Origin of the sequence: Dyadobacter flavalbus, from assembly GCF_006149045.1 — a bacterium.
Taxonomy (GTDB): domain Bacteria; phylum Bacteroidota; class Bacteroidia; order Cytophagales; family Spirosomataceae; genus Dyadobacter; species Dyadobacter flavalbus.
On the sequence record NZ_VBSN01000071.1, the window covers coordinates 217,084 to 234,009 of the forward strand.

At 44.1% G+C, this 16,926-nt stretch carries 12 protein-coding genes; 7 read left to right on the top strand and 5 right to left on the bottom strand.

What is annotated here, in order from left to right:
- Nucleotides 1-200: 200 nt before the first annotated feature.
- Complete coding sequence (locus tag FEM33_RS23985; protein ID WP_139014504.1) at nt 201-1,808, top strand: FAD-dependent oxidoreductase; 1,608 nt, start codon at nt 201-203, stop codon at nt 1,806-1,808.
- Nucleotides 1,809-2,025: 217 nt separating this feature from the next.
- Here the strand turns inward: FEM33_RS23985 and FEM33_RS23990 are convergent, their stop codons facing one another.
- On the bottom strand, nt 2,026-3,657 hold the full coding sequence (locus tag FEM33_RS23990; RefSeq protein WP_139014505.1) for an alpha-amylase family glycosyl hydrolase: 1,632 nt from the start codon (nt 3,655-3,657) through the stop codon (nt 2,026-2,028).
- Nucleotides 3,658-4,168: 511 nt separating this feature from the next.
- Between FEM33_RS23990 and FEM33_RS23995 the strand changes: the two genes are divergently transcribed.
- The 3 genes from FEM33_RS23995 to FEM33_RS24005 all read left to right on the top strand — a co-directional run bounded on the left by FEM33_RS23995 (nt 4,169) and on the right by FEM33_RS24005 (nt 7,714).
- Entirely contained in the window at nt 4,169-5,884 is a 1,716-nt protein-coding gene (locus FEM33_RS23995) for an alpha-amylase family protein (protein ID WP_139014506.1), read from the top strand.
- A gap of 312 nt (nt 5,885-6,196) precedes the next feature.
- The gene (locus FEM33_RS24000) at nt 6,197-6,631 is read left to right on the top strand and encodes a hypothetical protein (RefSeq protein ID WP_139014507.1); all 435 of its coding nucleotides are present in this window, start codon (nt 6,197-6,199) and stop codon (nt 6,629-6,631) included.
- A gap of 123 nt (nt 6,632-6,754) precedes the next feature.
- Entirely contained in the window at nt 6,755-7,714 is a 960-nt protein-coding gene (locus FEM33_RS24005; protein WP_139014508.1) for an MBL fold metallo-hydrolase, read from the top strand.
- Between the two features lie 78 nt (nt 7,715-7,792).
- Here the strand turns inward: FEM33_RS24005 and FEM33_RS24010 are convergent, their stop codons facing one another.
- Together FEM33_RS24010 and FEM33_RS24015 are read right to left on the bottom strand one after the other, a co-directional pair.
- Nucleotides 7,793-8,185 carry a cupin domain-containing protein gene (locus tag FEM33_RS24010; protein WP_139014509.1) on the bottom strand — a complete coding sequence of 131 codons (393 nt, stop codon included), beginning with the start codon at nt 8,183-8,185 and terminating at the stop codon, nt 7,793-7,795.
- A gap of 30 nt (nt 8,186-8,215) precedes the next feature.
- Nucleotides 8,216-8,740 (bottom strand): DUF4142 domain-containing protein, encoded by a 525-nt coding sequence (locus FEM33_RS24015; protein WP_161597221.1) that lies wholly within the window; start codon nt 8,738-8,740, stop codon nt 8,216-8,218.
- 165 nt (nt 8,741-8,905) lie between these two features.
- On the opposite strand from FEM33_RS24015, the gene FEM33_RS24020 reads away from it, so the two are divergent.
- Both FEM33_RS24020 and FEM33_RS24025 read left to right on the top strand, forming a co-directional pair.
- Nucleotides 8,906-9,376, top strand: a complete 471-nt coding sequence (locus FEM33_RS24020) for a response regulator (RefSeq protein ID WP_139014511.1) — start codon at nt 8,906-8,908, stop codon at nt 9,374-9,376.
- A 300-nt stretch (nt 9,377-9,676) separates the two neighbouring features.
- Nucleotides 9,677-10,042 carry a hypothetical protein gene (locus FEM33_RS24025; protein ID WP_201747833.1) on the top strand — a complete coding sequence of 122 codons (366 nt, stop codon included), beginning with the start codon at nt 9,677-9,679 and terminating at the stop codon, nt 10,040-10,042.
- A gap of 58 nt (nt 10,043-10,100) precedes the next feature.
- Here FEM33_RS24025 and FEM33_RS24030 read toward each other — a convergent pair whose 3' ends face one another.
- A complete protein-coding gene (locus tag FEM33_RS24030) occupies nt 10,101-12,788 on the bottom strand; it encodes a PAS domain-containing hybrid sensor histidine kinase/response regulator (protein ID WP_139014512.1) in 2,688 nt (895 codons plus the stop codon).
- A 239-nt stretch (nt 12,789-13,027) separates the two neighbouring features.
- On the opposite strand from FEM33_RS24030, the gene FEM33_RS24035 reads away from it, so the two are divergent.
- Complete coding sequence (locus FEM33_RS24035) at nt 13,028-15,136, top strand: PAS domain-containing sensor histidine kinase (protein ID WP_139014513.1); 2,109 nt, start codon at nt 13,028-13,030, stop codon at nt 15,134-15,136.
- 122 nt (nt 15,137-15,258) lie between these two features.
- Here the strand turns inward: FEM33_RS24035 and FEM33_RS24040 are convergent, their stop codons facing one another.
- The gene (locus FEM33_RS24040) at nt 15,259-16,884 is read right to left on the bottom strand and encodes an NADP-dependent glyceraldehyde-3-phosphate dehydrogenase (protein ID WP_139014514.1); all 1,626 of its coding nucleotides are present in this window, start codon (nt 16,882-16,884) and stop codon (nt 15,259-15,261) included.
- Nucleotides 16,885-16,926 lie beyond the last annotated feature (42 nt).

The window sequence follows — 16,926 nt, forward strand, 5'->3', positions numbered from 1 at the left end:
TGCCAGCCTGAATCCGCTGCTGTACGGCCGGCCGTTATATATTCCTGTATTGTCAAATACTTTCGGAACCTGAAGAAGAGTTTTTCGTGGAGCTTTTTCTACAAACCAAATCCGGAGCATTATCTGCGCTTCTGTTTTATCATCCGATGTTTGGTATGATTTTAATCCCTGTACGCAGGGTAACAAGAAAATCAAAGCACATGGAGAATAATGACCAAAATACAAATACCGGCAATCCGAATTATCCGGATCAGAGCGGTATAACAAACCCGAATTATCTCAAACCAAACCGGGACGGGGCAAATGAAAGCTTATGGCAATCATTCCATTCCGAACTGAGCAGCCAGAACCCGGATCTTTCCCTTGGCAGAGTTTATGACGCACTGATCATCGGGGCGGGAATCACCGGACTTACGACGGCATTGCTCCTTCAGAAACAAGGATTAAACTGCATTGTGGCCGAAGCGCACAATGTGGGTTTTGGTACCACGGGCGGAACAACTGCGCATATCAATACTTTCGCAGATACCACCTACGACGAAACGGAAAAAGCGTTTGATGCGGCATCCGCAAAGCTTTTTGCAACGGCTATCAACGAGGCTGTCGCCATTATCAATGAGCATGTGCAGGTTTACAGAATTGATTGTGATTTTGAATGGAAGCCGGGCTATGTTTATGCGGAAGACAGCAAACAGGCCAAGGAACTGGACAGCTTGTATCAGAGCGCACTCAAAGTGGGGGTCAAGGTAAAGGAAACACAGGAAGTTCCAACGCCGGTTTCGTATGAAAAAGCTGTCGTATTTGATAATCAGGCACAGTTTCATCCGCTGAAATACATAACCGGCTTGCAAAAGGAATTTGTTGCACTCGGCGGTACGGTGCTGGAAAATACGCGTGTTGAGGATGTGGAAACCCGGGAAGAAATCCATTATGCCATTACGAATGTAAAGGACATTGCAGCCAAAAATGTGATCTATGCCACGCATCTTCCAATCGGCGGAATCAATCCCCAGCATTTTCTTAATGCGCCATACAGAAGCTATGTAATTGCAGTAAAACTGAGAGATGAAAAATATCCGGATGCGCTGATTTATGATTTGCAGGAACCGTATCACTATTTCCGGACGCATGTTATTGACGGACAGAAATATCTGATCGTAGGCGGCCATGATCACAAATCCGGGCACAACGATCCGGAAAAGTCATTCCGGGATCTTGAAAATTATGTCCGTGAACATTATCATGTGGAATCGGTCGATTATAAATGGTCGGCGCAGTATTATGTCTCTGCGGACGGCCTGCCATATATCGGCGAGTTGCCGCTGGCTGCCAAAGGAATTTATGCAGCAACCGGCTTTAATGGCAACGGTATGATTCTGGGTACGATCTCGGCCAAAGTAATCAGTGACATGATTCTGGGCAAGGAAAGTGAATTTGCAGATTTGTTTGATCCGGCGCGTGTAAAACCATTGGCTGGCTTCAACGAGATTGTAAAAGAAAATGCAGACGTAGCTTATAAGTTTATTGCCGACCGGCTTTCCATTGATGACATCAAGTCGCTGAACGAAATAGAAAACGGGAGCGGGGCAGTGGTGGAATACAAGGATAAAAAAGTAGCTATTTACAAAGACAATGCTGGTTCCGTACATGCTTTAAATCCGGTTTGTACGCATGCAAAATGCATTGTTGACTGGAACAATTCGGAAAAAAGCTGGGATTGTCCCTGTCACGGTGCAAGGTTTGACATAGACGGAAATGTACTCACAGGACCGGCCAGAAAAAATCTTGAAAAAATTACGGTCGATTAATAATCTTCTGATTTAAAATAATGCAGATCTGAGCTGATCCGGCATGATAACAGAACATTGCGGTATTTCATAAAGCGTTGAAGCGGATGAAATACTGCAATGTTTTTATAGTTCCGGATTCATTACTATTGAAAATACACGGCGTAAAATGGGTTCTTTCCATTGAGAATCTTTCAAGAGCCAGGAGCCGATAGCTAAAAGCAATACCAACCAATAGCTAATCCGCTAGCCGTATCAGTAATCCTTCATCTCCGCTCAGTGTAATGATGTCGCCGACCTGCATGCCCGTACGTTCAATTTCGGTTCCCAGCAATACAAGTCCCCGGTAAGATTCATGCCGCGGTTTGAAGTAAGCCGGTCTGTGTGTAAGATTAAGGATAATCAGGAACCTGCTGTTTTCATCTTCCCGGATGTAGGAAATAAGCTGCTGATCAGAATAAACCGGCGTGTACTTTCCGACATTCAGTGCCGGATTCTCTTTTCGCAAAATGAGCAGTTTACGATAAAAAGAAAGAATGGAATACGGATTGGCTTTTTGTGTAACTACATTCACGCGTGCCGAATTGTAAGGTAACCGCAGCCAAGGCTTGTGCATGGAAAAGCCTGCATTGATCTCGCCGCTCCATTGCATGGGCGTCCGTGCCGGATCACGGCTTACGTTCAGTTCCGGCATGTTCAGACCCTGCGGGTCCACAATTTCATTGATCGGAATGGGAACGTCCCGCATCCCGATTTCATCTCCGTAATAAATGGTTGGCGTTCCGCGCAATGTCAGTAGCATCAATGCTGCAATTTTGGCCTGCGACCGTCCTACGCGGCTGGAAATCCGCGGTTTGTCGTGATTTCCCAAAACCCAGTTCGGCCAACCGCCGGCAGGTAAAGCACCTTCGTATTCGTCAATGGCGGTGGCAATCTGTGCTGCGTCCCACGGAAGGGTCAGTAGCTGGAAATTGAAGGGCAAGTGCGTGCCTTTATTATCGATGCCGTAATAAGTAACCAGTTTGTGGATTGGCAAATATATTTCCCCGACCAGTACACGGTTTTCGTATTCATCGGTCAGGCTCCGCATCATCCTTACAATCTCATGGACTTCGGGCTGATCGGTGGAATAAACAGGTATGTAATGATCGTAAATCAGATCTTTTGCTTCAAATTTTGAATCCGGAGCAGGAGGGTTATCGCGCAACTGCAGGTCTTTGATCATGTGCCACATTACATCCACCCGAAAGCCGTCCACGCCTTTGTCCAGCCAGAACCGCATGACATCCAGCATGGCAGCCTGCACTTCCGGATTCCGCCAGTTCAGGTCGGGCTGTTCTTTCAGGAAGGCATGGTAGTAATATTGTCCTGTATTTTCATCCCATTCCCATGCCTGTCCTCCGAATACGCTCAGCCAGTTGTTCGGTACCGAGCCATCTTCGCGTGCGTCCTGCCATAAGTACCAGTCCCTCTTCGGATTATCCCGCGAAGACTTGCTTTCCAGAAACCACGGATGCTGGTCGGAAGTATGGTTAGGAACAAGATCGAGCAGTAATTTCATGTTTCTTTCATGCACTTCACGGAGCAATTCATCAAAGTCGTCCATGGTTCCAAAAATCGGATGAATGGCCCGGTAATCCGATATATCGTAGCCGAAATCGGCCATTGGGGAAAGAAAAACGGGTGAAAGCCATATGCAGTCAATTCCCAGCCATTGCAGGTAATCCAGTCTGCTGATAATTCCTTTAAGATCGCCGATTCCGTCGCCGTTGGAATCCTGATATGAACGCGGATAAATCTGATATATGACTCCCTGCTGCCACCAAAGGTATTCGGATTGGGTCGGTATTTGTGTGGTTGCCTGCTCCATAATTTGGGTTTATTATAAAATTCAAAATAACGATAAAAATCGAGCCTGAAAGTAAGTTGCTGGTATGTAACTCATTCATAGTGCTTTATATACTTAATGCTGGGCTTTGGTAAAATATGCAGTCCTGAATCATTCAAAAAACCGGAGTAAACTGTAATAGCCCATCATCAAATAATTTACACATTAGCTAATAATATTCTGCACAACAACAAACCCGAAATTAACTCACAACCCAATATATAAACATCAACAGCAACTCCTCACAATCCATAACAACTCCAAACCATTCATGACCACCCATATCAACCTGATCTCAACAACTCCTCACAATCCATGACAATTCCTGACCACCCATGACTACCCATAGCAACACTAACCAATTGTTCCATCCCCACTAAATTGCAAACCGACGTATGTACATGGCACGTTATTTTAGTGATCCGTTCCGACTGTAAAAGAGTAAAGTATTACAGATTTTGTTATTCCATCCAAACACAAACCTGATTCCGCAATGCTCAAACCCGCCTTAAATGCTTTATTATGTCTCATCTTTACAATTCCTTTATGCCAGGCACAGAAAACCGGTTCGGAAGACATCGTTAAAGATAACCTCTGGTTTAAAAACAGCGTCATTTACAATCTTGAAATTGGTGTTTTCAAAGACAGCGACGGAGACGGAAGAGGCGATTTCGACGGCCTTGTTCAAAAACTGGATTATCTGAAAACACTGGGCGTGGATGCCATCTGGCTTGCACCTTTCCAGCCTTCACCGGGAGAGGACGACGGTTACGACATTGCAGATTATTACGGCATTGACAGAAAATTCGGGAACGGCGGCAACTTTACGGAGTTTATGTTTCAGGCCAAAAAACGGGGAATCCGGGTGATTATGGATCTTGTCATCAACCATACTTCCGATACGCATCCGTGGTTTCAGAGCGCCAGAAAGGACAAGAACTCCAAATACCGTTCCTGGTATATTTGGTCAAAGGAACTTCCTAAAGACTGGAACAAAGGAATGGTTTTTCCGGGTGTGCAAAAAGGGATCTGGTCGTTTGATTCCACTGCAAAAGAATATTATTATCACCGGTTTTACGACTTTCAGCCTGATCTGAACTACAACAATCCGGATGTCAGACAGGAATCGCAACGCGTAATCGGTTACTGGATCAATCAGGGCATTGACGGTTTCCGGCTGGATGCAGTCCCTTTTATCATTGAAGTCGGTAAAATCGGAAGTGAGAATCCGGAACTTGATTTCAAGTTGCTGAAAGATATGCGGACGTTTGCGCAATGGAGAAAATCAGATATTGTCATTCTCGGAGAAGCCAATGTGGAGCCCAAGCAGAGTAAATTTTACTTTGGAGAAAATGCAGACGGAATTCATATGATGTTTAACTTCTTTTCCAATCAGCATCTTTTCTATGCGCTTGCAAGCGGCGATCTCAAACCGTTTGTAACAGCCATTAAGGAAACGCAGGACATTCCGAAAGCCTCGCAATGGGCCAATTTTCTCCGTAATCACGATGAAATCGATCTGGGCAGACTTACCGATAAACAGCGCGAACAGGTTTACAAAAGAATGGGTCCCGACACCAGCATGCAGCTATACGACCGCGGCATTCGGCGCCGGCTCGCCCCGATGCTTGGTAACCGCAAGCAGCTGGAACTGGCTAACAGTCTGCTGTTTTCCCTGCCCGGTGCGCCAGTAATCCGTTACGGTGAAGAAATAGGAATGGGAGATGATCTTTCGCTCAAAGAAAGATTGTCGGTAAGAACGCCGATGCAATGGACTAACGAGAAAAATGCCGGTTTTACGACGGCAGATACAGCTTTCAGGCCGGTGATCAACAAAGGAGATTACAGTTATGAGAAAGTGAATGTAGCGCAGCAATCGCGTGATCCGCAATCATTACTGAACTGGACAACCCGTATTATAAAATTACGAAAGGAATGTCCTGAAATCGGTCTGGGAACCTACTCACTTGTAGAAAGCGGCTCCGAATCGATTCTGGCGATCCGTTACGAATATGAAGGCAAGTCGCTGGTTATACTGCATAATTTCAGCTCACAACCTCAAAAAGCAGTTCTTTCCGCCGACAAGTCATCCAGATTATACGATCTGATGTCTGAAAAAGGCGATGTGACTGCTGCAAACGGAAAATTCAGTCTTTCCATGGAAGGGTACGGGTACAAATGGTTCCGGGTGGATCATGTGATTCGGTAGGGTGTAAAGTACAATTTGAAATGATTGTAAGTAGCTGATTTATTGTATAGTTTAGTTGCTGGAAAGATTGTTGTGGATGGTCATGAGTTGTCATTTATGGTTTTGTTGCAACCAATAATGATTAAGGATGTCTTATGGACAAAAGCTTCGATTAATTGATTCCAATCCTTTGGATTTGATTTCAGTTACGCAAAGAAAATGAACGTGAATATTCATCCTTAAAAATCCAGAGCCATGAACAGATCCGTTAACTATTGTATCATTGTATTTTTGTGTTTCGCTTTTTTCAATTGCAAGGAAACTTAAAATAGAATGTTACCGGAAGATCTTCGCCAAACCGGCGTTGTCGTTATGCAAGCCATCAATATAAGCGTTAAAAACAAATCCGGGGAAGATCTTCTTGATCCTGCCAATGCCAACGGGATCAAGAAATTTAAAATTTACTATTTGGTCAATGGTGAAAAGAAGTTATACTTCAATTCCTATATGGATGCTCCGTTAGGTTACAGAATATGGAAATTTCCTGCAAAAGAGTTTTACTATCTGAATGTCTTGATGGACGGCGGCATAGGAATTCATGAAACGCAAACTTTCCTGCAGCTTGGAGATTCACCTGCTCTGGATACACTTAAAGCACAATACCGAACCGATCCTACCAACATCATAGCTGAAAAAGTATGGCATAACGATCAACTGGTCTGGAAAATGGAAGATGGAGAACCGGCTTTTGAAATAATTATTCCCTGACATTCCTGAAGGGACGGTTTGAAAGTAAATGCATTTGTCTGCATTTCCAGACCAATTCAATTTCAATTGGCACAGTTTTATCTGAGAATGGAATAATTTTCCAACAACCTTAAACCAAATTTTATGGAAAAAGTACCGACGCAGGAAAACAAATCCTATTTTGAAGTTGCAGAAGGCGTTTGGGGGCTTACTGATATTTTTACCAACGTTTATGTAATCCAGAACAAACCCGATAATACCTGGGTGCTTGTCGATGCAGGTTTAAAAACTGCCTATCCCAAAATCAAGCTGATGGTTAATGAACTGTTCGGAGAAAATGCACGTCCGTCAGCTATTATCCTTACACATGGTCATTTCGATCATACCGGTTCATTAAAGAAACTGGCAGAAGAATGGAGTGTGCCGGTTTACGCGCATTATCTGGAACTTCCATATCTAACCGGAAAATCCGCTTACCCGCCACCGGACCCCACCGTAGGCGGCGGATTGATGTCATACATGGCTGATCTGTACCCGAAAACAGGATTGGACCTTCAGAACAGGGTAGAGGCTTTTCCGGGTATCACACCTGATATTCCTTTTTTACCGGACTGGAAATACCTGCATACGCCGGGCCATGCGCCGGGACATGTAAGTTTCTGGAGAGAAAAGGATAAAGTGCTGATTGCCGGTGATGCATTTGTAACTACCAAACAGGAATCTGCGATCAGCGTCATGCTGCAGACCAAAGTCATTTCCGGTCCGCCAAAATATTTTACCTATGACTGGTACAAGGCAGAAGATTCTGTACAAAGGCTTGCATCGCTTTTACCCGAAGTAGTGGCAACCGGACATGGAAAACCGATGTCGGGAAAAGAAATGCAGGAACAGCTAATGGATCTTGCGTATCATTTTCAGGATGTTGCTGTTCCAAAGCATGGCCGTTACGTACAATCACCTGCAGTAGCAGACAGCAGAGGCGTTGTGGTAGTACCAAAACTGGAATCAGAACCGTACAAGTTACTATTTGCATTAAGCGCAGCAGCAGCATTTACCGCTTTGGGATGGGCTGTTTATTCCCGATCAAAGTATTACAAAAGCTGACAGCAATTCATCAATACCAACAAAAAAGCGTTCATCCGGATTTTCGGATGAACGCTTTTTTGTTGAAACCGCAGATGCTTATTCTTTGTACGTAGTAATCATGATTTCCGAATCTGAAACTGCTGTAAGCGCATGCGAAATTCCTGCATGAAAGGTCATCATCTGGCCCGGCGTTGCATAGAAAGTTCTTCCTTCCGTTTCAATTTTAAGCTCACCCGATATAACCTGAACGTTCAATCCTTCATCAATGGAATGGTTGCTTACAACAGCATCCGCTTTCAATGCGGAAAGTACCATTGTTACTTTATCCGATTTGTAAACGGTTATGGCATTACGGTCATTTTTCGACCATGATCTTTCGGTTTTCAGTTGATCAAGATACATGGGAATGTCTGTGAAAACATAGGGTGCATCCAGGATTCTGTCTCCTTCCGGGCGGTTCTCTGTGGATTGATTTGATTTGAAATCCATACAGTTCGTTATTTATTATGAGGTTTGATGTTATTTTTTGTTCGCAGTCTGAAACAATGACTCGGCCATTTCCAGATGGTGCTTTAAGGCAGGAACTTTGGACTCCGCCCATTTTTTCAGATCCGCATCCGTTCCGGCACTCGATTCATTCTGAAAAATACCGATGGTTTGTTCATGAGAGAGAATCATCATATTCATATAAACCATATCAAAAGTGTTGTCTTTTACCGCGGCCAGGCTATCATATTTCTGCTGTTTTTCCGGGCTCAGCGTAGTCGGAACTTCCATTTGCTTTTTCCTGGCAAGACTCATCAGTTCCTTGTTAACCTTGCTATGATCGTTGATCATCATTTTTCCATAATCCTTTACTGCTTTGGAGCTGCCGTTTTTCATGGCAAGTTCTCCCAGTTTTACTTCGAGTAAACCGCCTTCTGCCGCTGCTTTTACAAACGTTCTGTCTTCATCCTGAAAGGGAACCGCTGTTTTGTCCAAAGTTGTAAAGGCAGTCAAAAGACAGGAGCCTGCAATGAATAAATAATATTGTAGATTTTTCATGTTAATTTGATTTGGTTTGTTAAATAACATCTGCCGATATAGCCAAAATCATGCCATCTGTTTGAGATTATGAAATTCAAGGTTACATTGGTACAATATTTTTGGCTAAAAAAGTATGGAATAAATAATACCTGATAATTAAAATACCCTAAACATCAACCCCTTATGGACAAGAAAGAAGTTTATGTCGTAGATGATTCAGCCGATCACAGGCTTTTGATCCGCACTATCTTCAACAAGTTTTTACCTAATTATCACGTACGTTTTTTTCAGGGAGGAAAAGAATTATATGAATTTCTGATTCTCCAGTCTTCGCCCGAATACAAAGGCAGAAGGCCCGGATTGATAATTCTGGATCTGAAAATGCCTGCCATCGACGGTTATGATCTTTTGAAGTTATTGAGGCAGACACCCGATAACGATGTTACAAAATGGCGTACGCTTCCGGTTATTATCCTGACAAGCAGTGGTAAGGAATCCGATATTGACAAATGCTATTCGGCTGGTGCAAATTCCTTTATTGAGAAACCGATGGAGTTTGAAGAACTTCGTTTTCTGCTCGAAACCATTTGCCATTACTGGCTGGATTACAACCGGCTTCCATCCGTGAATACAGAACTTAATGTAACGTCCTGAATCCAGTTAAAAGCAGAATTGTTTGAATAAGTATTTCCATGCAGAATGTAATTTGTTTTCCGGATTACATTCTGCATTTTTGCTTTTTACAGCTGCCCGAAATCATCTATTCTATTCCAGTTTTATCAGAAGCCTGAATGAATTCAGTATACTTTTTTGTACATCTGACTGCTTTTTTTATGTAAAACAGAATCGTTGCTTTCCATTGGATAATTGCTTTGCCGGAGAATAAATGCATCCTGTAATTTTGATGGATGCCTGCTTAATTTGAGCAGTTGCAGAATCAATAATCATACAGCCGTGGAAAATAACAGAGAAATTGGAGCAAGTATTATTTTATTATGCATGGTGGTGTTCTGGATTGTTTCATCATTACGTAAAAAAATCCATGAAGAACGTAAAAGGAGAATATTGAAGGAAGGTGTACAGGCTAAGGCGAAAGTTCTGCATATACAACCCACCGGTGAATACCTGAACAATCTTCCGGAGTTTCATGTTCAGGTACAGATTCAGCCGGAAAACGGAGCGGATTTTGTAGCAGAAGTAACCGAAGCATTTCCTTATCCGAAATATGATTCGCTACGCAACGGAAGCCATGTTGTTGTAAAATATGATCCGGATTATTACAAAAGGGTCATTTTTGTGCAAATGGATCATGTTACCTGAACAGAAAATATCAGTAAGTCTTCGTTTAGTCATAGTTTCTGTTCAGGAACATTCCATTTTAATTGTCTTTACTCTTCTTCCTGTTCGAAGCAATTTTCATGTAAAGTTCATTCGGGCTGAATGGCTTGCTTACAAAATCGTTCATGCCGACCTGAAAAGCTACATCCTTGATGTCCAGCATGGCGGAAGCAGTAAGTGCAATAATGGGAAGTTCTGCATACTTTTTATCCGGAAGCTGACGTATTTTGGCCGTAGCTTCATAACCGTCCATTTCAGGCATCTGGAGATCCATCAACACAATATCGTAATCGTCTTTTTGAACCATTTCGTAAGCGATCAGTCCATTTTCCGCAACCTGAAAGTCAATTTGCCATTGCTTCATGAAATTCTTCATCAGAAAAATGTTGATCATATTGTCTTCCACAATAAGCAGTTTGGTTCCTTTCAGGTCATTGGTGCTGGTAAGTAATTTTTCGGTTTGTACCTTTTGCTGTTTGTGGCTGATCAGGAAATTCAGGCTGAAATAAAATTCGGAGCCTTTTGCAATTTCGCTGCGTACATTAATGGTGCTGTTCTGAAGTTCCAGCAATCTTTTGGTAATCGTCAGCCCGAGTCCGGAGCCGCCGTATTTCCGTGTCGTATCCGAGGAGCCCTGTGTAAAACTATCAAAAATGGATTCCAGTTTATCCGGTGCAATCCCGATTCCGGTATCTTCCACCTTGAAATCAATGGTACAGGTATTTTTCTGTTGTTTTGCAATGGACGCCGATATAATGACTTTTCCGGAATCAGTGAATTTGATGGCGTTGCTGACCAGGTTTGTCAGGATTTGTCCCAGCCTTACAGGATCACCGATAAGATTGATGTTCAGGTCGCTGTCGACCATCAGTTTCAACTGAATCCCTTTTTCCTGCGCACGCTGCAGACTTCCTGCCCTTATATTTTCCAGAATGGAAAGCATATTGAAATCAACTTCCTCAAACTCCACTTTCCCCGCTTCTATCTTGCTGAAATCCAGTATGTCGTTCAGCAGAACCAAAAGGTTTTCAGCTGAAAACTTAATGATGTTCAGGTACTGCATTTGTTCGGGTTTCGGGTCCTGCTGCAAAAGCAAGTGGATAAAGCCGATGACAGCATTCATCGGAGTGCGGATTTCATGGCTCATTGTAGACAAAAACTGCGACTTCGCCACCGCTGCCATTTCTGCTGCTTCTTTGGCTTTGATCAGTTCCTGTTCCGTTTTCTTCTGTGCATCAATGTCCACGATAGCACCGTAAAGCTTCACAACCTTACCTGATTTGTCACAAAAAGGCTTTCCGATTGCATGTATGTATTTGGTCCTGCCATCCTGCATAACGATCCGCAGATCAAAGCTTGCCGGGCTCAGCTGATTTACGGCGTTTTTGATATGCTCTTTGTAAAGCGGCAGGTCCTCGGGGTGAATCATATTGTAAAACAATTCCGTTTCCGGACCGGCATTATGCGGTTCCAGGCCAAAAATCCTGAATGCTTCGTCGGACCAGTAATTCTGGCCGGTAACAAGATCTGCCTCCCAACTGCCACTGTGCGTAAGCTGCTGTGTTTCAGAAAGCAGGGCTTCATTCCTGCGGATCACTTCTTCGGCACGCTTCCGGTGCGTAATGTCGTGCCAGACTACGAGAAGGACCTTTTCATTATTGATATGAACCGGACTTAAAGTAACTTCAACCGGAAACTCTTCGCCATCCCGTTTTTTGTGAATCCATTCAAAACGTGCAAGTCCGGTATCGTACGCCAGCTTGTCCATTTCTCTGGACTTGTCTGTCGATTTCTTTCCGTCGGGTTGATATTCAGGTGAAAAGGTAGCGGGATGTAAGGAAAGCAGCTCGCTTTTATCCTTGCAACGGAGCATATTGACCGCCGCCTGGTTGCAGTCCAGAATACCATTTTCATCCAGCAGCAGATGTGCATCCGTAGAGTACTGAAAAATAACCCTTAGTTTTTCCTCGGCCTGTTTCTGCTCCGTTATATCCTGCATTACACCATAAAGCTTGACGGGTCTTTCATCTTTGAAAATCGCATTTCCGATGGTCCGTACCCAAATGTCCCGGCCCTTTGCTGATTCCATGCCCAGCTCGAGATCAAAAGGGGTACCGTACCTGCAGGCTTTATCAAGCGCTTCTTCCATGATCGGCTTTGACCATGGTTTATATAAATTCAGGATGGATTCAACCTGGGGCGTTACGGTTTCACTGATTTCACGAAAAGCATAAATTTCGGAAGACCACGAAAGTTTCCTGTCTGCAATGTCAAGTTCCCAGACACCTATTTTTGCCAGCCTGCCTGCCTCTTTAAGCAGGGCATCGTTTTTGATAATCTTTTCTTCCAGCATTCTCCGCTCATGGATGTCGGTGACAACGCCAACCATATGCACGGGTTTTCCATCCTGAAATTTTGCTGTGCCGCTGCACTCAAAATATTTGTATCCGCTGTTTTTTGTTTTTAGCCTGACCTCAACTTTGTACGGCACTTTGTTTTCAAGCTGTGCCTTTACGGCTTCGGTAACTGTAAGTACATCATCAGGATGAATCAGTACCTCGGTGAAATACCTGTAACCGGGCTGCACTTCATCCGGATTGTATTCCAGCATTTTAATGAAGTAATCAGACCAGAACTGTTGATCGGTTTCCAGATCCCAACTCCATAATCCGGCGTTTATTCCGGTTATTGCCATTTCCAAAGATTCGATTGTAAATCTGGATTTCATTATATTCTTGTCAAATAAATTGTGTAGGTTAAGATAATTTTGTTGCGGTTTATAACATAAGTTAGGAAAAACTCTCTGATTATACTACATATTTATAAAATTTATTTTACAAAATGTAAGTTTACTTTTTAAACGGCAGAGAAATCTTTAAGGATGTCGGGTGGAGTTCTTGGAATTAATTCAGGAATGTTACTTTAGCTGATAAAATGTATCTTCATTAGGGAATAACTATTTTCAGTATGAATGCAAGTTATCAAACACTGCAAAACCGGATTGTGGAACTGGAAAACGAGCTAGCAGGTATGCGTGCAGCCATGCTGAATACTGAAAACCATGCACAAGATCATCGGACGACAGGCCTCGGCAATGAATTTCAGGCGGCATCCGCTTATGAAAAAAATTGCTGGAATGAAACGCAGGCAAGGATCCGGGAAAGTGAGGAAAGATTCAAGGTAATTGCCAATATAGCACCAGTACTGATCTGGCTGTCAAGCCCGGACAAGCAATGTTATTTTTTCAACAAAGGCTGGCTTGATTTTACCGGACGTACGATGGAGCAGGAAAACGGCTTTGGCTGGGCCGAAGGTGTCCATGAAGAAGATTTTGAACGCTGCCTGCAGATTTACAATACAAACTTTGACGCACGTCAGGAATTCAGCATGAATTACAGGTTGCGCCGATTTGACGGTGAGTATCGCTGGATTTCGGACAGAGGCGTTCCGCAGTATACCGAAAGCGGAGTTTTTCTGGGGTATGTAGGCGGCGGCATGGATATCCATGATCAGATAAATTTTGCTGAAAGTCTGGAAAAAGAGGTTCAGAACAGGACATTGCAGCTGAAAAAGTCAGAAGAATTTCTACAATCGATTCTGAATACGACAAGCAACAGCATTGCTTCCTATGAAGCCGTTTACGACGATGCGGGTGAAATTTACGATTTCCGGATTCTTTACAGCAATGAAGAAACCTATTCGCAGCATGCAACGCGCTTTGAATCCATCATTGGCAGAATGTGCAGTGAAGTTTATCCTGAAATCTTTGAAAAAGGCGTTTTTGAGAAGCTCGTAAAATGTATCAATACGGGAAAGCCGGATGCGTATGTTACGGATTATCAAAATAGCAACGGCACTTTCTGGTTTGACGCGTCCATTGAAAGCCACGGCAACCGCGTAACCGTTACTGCCAGAAATATAACTGAAGAACTTGAAGCGGATCTTCAGCTCAAGGAACTGAACCAGAAACTGAAAATACAGAATTCCATTTTCAACCATTCGGAAGAAAATGCCAATTTCGGGAGTTTTGCGCTGACGCTCGCCACCAACAAACTGGAGTGCTCGGATAATCTTTATCGTCTTGTCGGGCATTTGCCGCAGGAATTTACGCCTTCATTCGAACAGTTTATTTCTTTCCTTCATCCCGGTGACAGGCAAAGGGCTATCCGGGACGGAATGCGGGCGCTGGAAACCCGGAATCTGGTACAGAATGATTATCGTGTAATTACAAAAGACGGCAGTCTGAAATACCTGCGGTTAAGCGGCAAGTTTATAAAAGAAGGCGGCAAGCAGATCATGATCGGAGCCATGCAGGATGTTACGAAAGACATCCAGCTGAATGAGGCACTGCGGCTGAAAAATATCGAACTGAAACGGAACAACGAAGAACTGGCGTCGTTCAGTTATGTGGCCTCGCACGATCTTCAGGAACCGCTTCGCAAGATCCGTGCATTCAGCAGCAGGATACTTGAAAGGGAACAGCATTTCTCGGATATTACAAAGGATTATTTCAACCGGATCGTTTCCGCAGCAACGCGCATGCAGAAGCTGATCGAAGCGTTGCTGAGTTATTCCAATACTGGCAGTTCGGAAGCAAGTTTTGTACCTGCCGACCTGAACAAAATACTGGAAGATGTCAAGACGGATCTGGAAGATCTGATTGAAGATAAAAACGTTAGAATTGAAGCGTCCGAGCTGCCTGTGCTTCCGGTCATTCCGCTTCAGTTTCAGCAACTGCTCCAGAATCTGATCGGCAATTCCATAAAATACAGTAAACCTCAGGAACCGCCTGTGATTGAGATCCATGCAGAATTGACGCATGAACAGGAAAAAAACGGATTATACTGGAAAATAAGTGTCTCGGATAACGGAATCGGCTTTGATCAGCGTTACGAAAACCGGATTTTTGATCTTTTTCAACGGCTGCACGGCAAAAGCGAATTCGAAGGAACAGGAATCGGGCTTGCCATCTGTAAAAAAATTGCGCAGAATCATCACGGTTTCATGTCGGCAAAAGGCGTTATCGGAAAAGGTTCAACATTCAGCGTGTACTTGCCTGCAGAAACCGGTAAATGACAGACAGCCGGTTTTCTGTAAAACAATTTCCAAGGAAATTCCTGAACAGGTTTCCGCTTTGTTAATGAGGCATTTAAAAGTCAAAACGGCTGCTCCGGAACTGGAACAGCCGTTTGAAAGCTTTAAAATATAAATTTGGTACTCAGGAAATTGGAGCTGTCTTCATGCACGATCTCGTTAATGAGCTGTTTGTTGGCATCGTTCATTTTGAATGCAACCAGGGAACGGATCGAGAACGCACGGATGGCGTCAGGTACGGACAACGTTCCTTCAGCACTGTCTTTGCGGCCTGTAAACGGGAAAACATCCGGCCCGCGCTGGCACTGACTGTTGATGTTTACACGGCTGACCTGATTAACCAGCGGATCAATCAAAGAAGCCACTTCGTCGGCATTGTTGCTGAAAATACTGACCTGCTGTCCGTGTGTGGATTCGATCAGGTACTCGATGGTTTCTTCCAGATCGTCAAACGGCACTACGGGAACGATGGGCCCGAACTGCTCTTCGTAATAAAGCTTCATTTTATCATTGACCGGATATACAACCGCCGGATAAAAGAAGGAACCTTCGGATTTGCCGCCGTTTTCATTCACTACTTCGGCACCGTTTGCAAGCGCATCCGAAATGCATTCGTTGAGATAATCTATTTTATTGGTTTCGGGCAGCGGCGTAAGCGCGACGCCTTTTTCCCACGGCATGCCGAATTTAAGTTCTGCAATTCCTGCACTGAGCTGCGCCAGCAGTTTATCGGCTATGCTTCTGTGCACCAGAACAATTTTCAGGGCCGTGCAACGCTGGCCATTAAACGACAGCGACCCGGTGATGATTTCCTTAACGGCCAGACTGATGTCTGCATTCGGTGTAACAATAGCTGCATTTTTTGCATCCAGTCCGAGAACAGCGCGCAGCCGGTTCACTTTCGGATGCGATTTTTTCAGTTCGTTGGCTACTTTGCTGGAACCGATCAGGGTTAATACATTGATTTTTCCGGATTGCATCAGGCCCGGAACAATGGCGTTTCCGCGTCCGTAAATTACGTTCACAACGCCTTTCGGAAAACTGTCCCGGAATGCTTCCTGCAAAGGATAATGCAGTAAAGTGCCAAATTTCGGAGGTTTGAAAAGAATCGTGTTGCCCATGATCAGCGCCGGGATCAGCGTTGTAAATGTTTCGTTCAGCGGATAGTTGAACGGTCCCATACAAAGCACAACGCCCAGCGGCGAACGACGCACCTGCGCTGCAATGCCGTCTACGATTTCAAAGCGGGAAGAATCCCGGTCCAGGTTTTTAAGCGAATCAATGGTTGCATAAATGTATTCAACCGTGCGGTCAAATTCCTTGGCAGAATCCGCAATGGACTTTCCGATTTCCCACATGATGAGCTTGACAATGATATCTTTCTGCTCGATCATTTTACCCGTAAACTTTTCCACGCACTGAATTCTTTCCGCAACGCTCATCGTCGGCCATTCACCGCGGCCGTTGTCATAAGCTGCCACTGCTGCATCGAGTGATTCGCCGGCTTCTGCTGCGGTGCAAACGGGATAACTTCCGATAAGCAAACGCTGCGGACCGTCGTCTGTCTGGACGCATACGGGTGAAAATACTTCATGGACGGGCCCGGTCCATGTTTTCATTTCGCCGTTGCTGAGGTACTCACGCTGATGAATCAGGGCAGGAAGCCGGAACTCGTCCGGAATTTCATTTTCATGAACAAAGATGTTTTTTAAAGTGGAATCGAAATCCATTGCGTAATTGTTTTTGTGGACAAAGGATAAATTGAACGGTGT

Coding starts and splice junctions, on each gene's coding strand:
- FEM33_RS23995 (WP_139014506.1), top strand. CDS start 4,169: ATGCTCAAACCCGCCTTAAATGCTTTATTATGTCTCATCTTTACAATT.
- FEM33_RS24020 (WP_139014511.1), top strand. CDS start 8,906: ATGGACAAGAAAGAAGTTTATGTCGTAGATGATTCAGCCGATCACAGG.
- FEM33_RS23990 (WP_139014505.1), bottom strand. CDS start 3,657: ATGGAGCAGGCAACCACACAAATACCGACCCAATCCGAATACCTTTGG.
- FEM33_RS24030 (WP_139014512.1), bottom strand. CDS start 12,788: ATGAAATCCAGATTTACAATCGAATCTTTGGAAATGGCAATAACCGGA.
- FEM33_RS24000 (WP_139014507.1), top strand. CDS start 6,197: ATGTTACCGGAAGATCTTCGCCAAACCGGCGTTGTCGTTATGCAAGCC.
- FEM33_RS23985 (WP_139014504.1), top strand. CDS start 201: ATGGAGAATAATGACCAAAATACAAATACCGGCAATCCGAATTATCCG.
- FEM33_RS24035 (WP_139014513.1), top strand. CDS start 13,028: ATGAATGCAAGTTATCAAACACTGCAAAACCGGATTGTGGAACTGGAA.
- FEM33_RS24010 (WP_139014509.1), bottom strand. CDS start 8,185: ATGGATTTCAAATCAAATCAATCCACAGAGAACCGCCCGGAAGGAGAC.
- FEM33_RS24040 (WP_139014514.1), bottom strand. CDS start 16,884: ATGGATTTCGATTCCACTTTAAAAAACATCTTTGTTCATGAAAATGAA.
- FEM33_RS24005 (WP_139014508.1), top strand. CDS start 6,755: ATGGAAAAAGTACCGACGCAGGAAAACAAATCCTATTTTGAAGTTGCA.
- FEM33_RS24015 (WP_161597221.1), bottom strand. CDS start 8,740: ATGAAAAATCTACAATATTATTTATTCATTGCAGGCTCCTGTCTTTTG.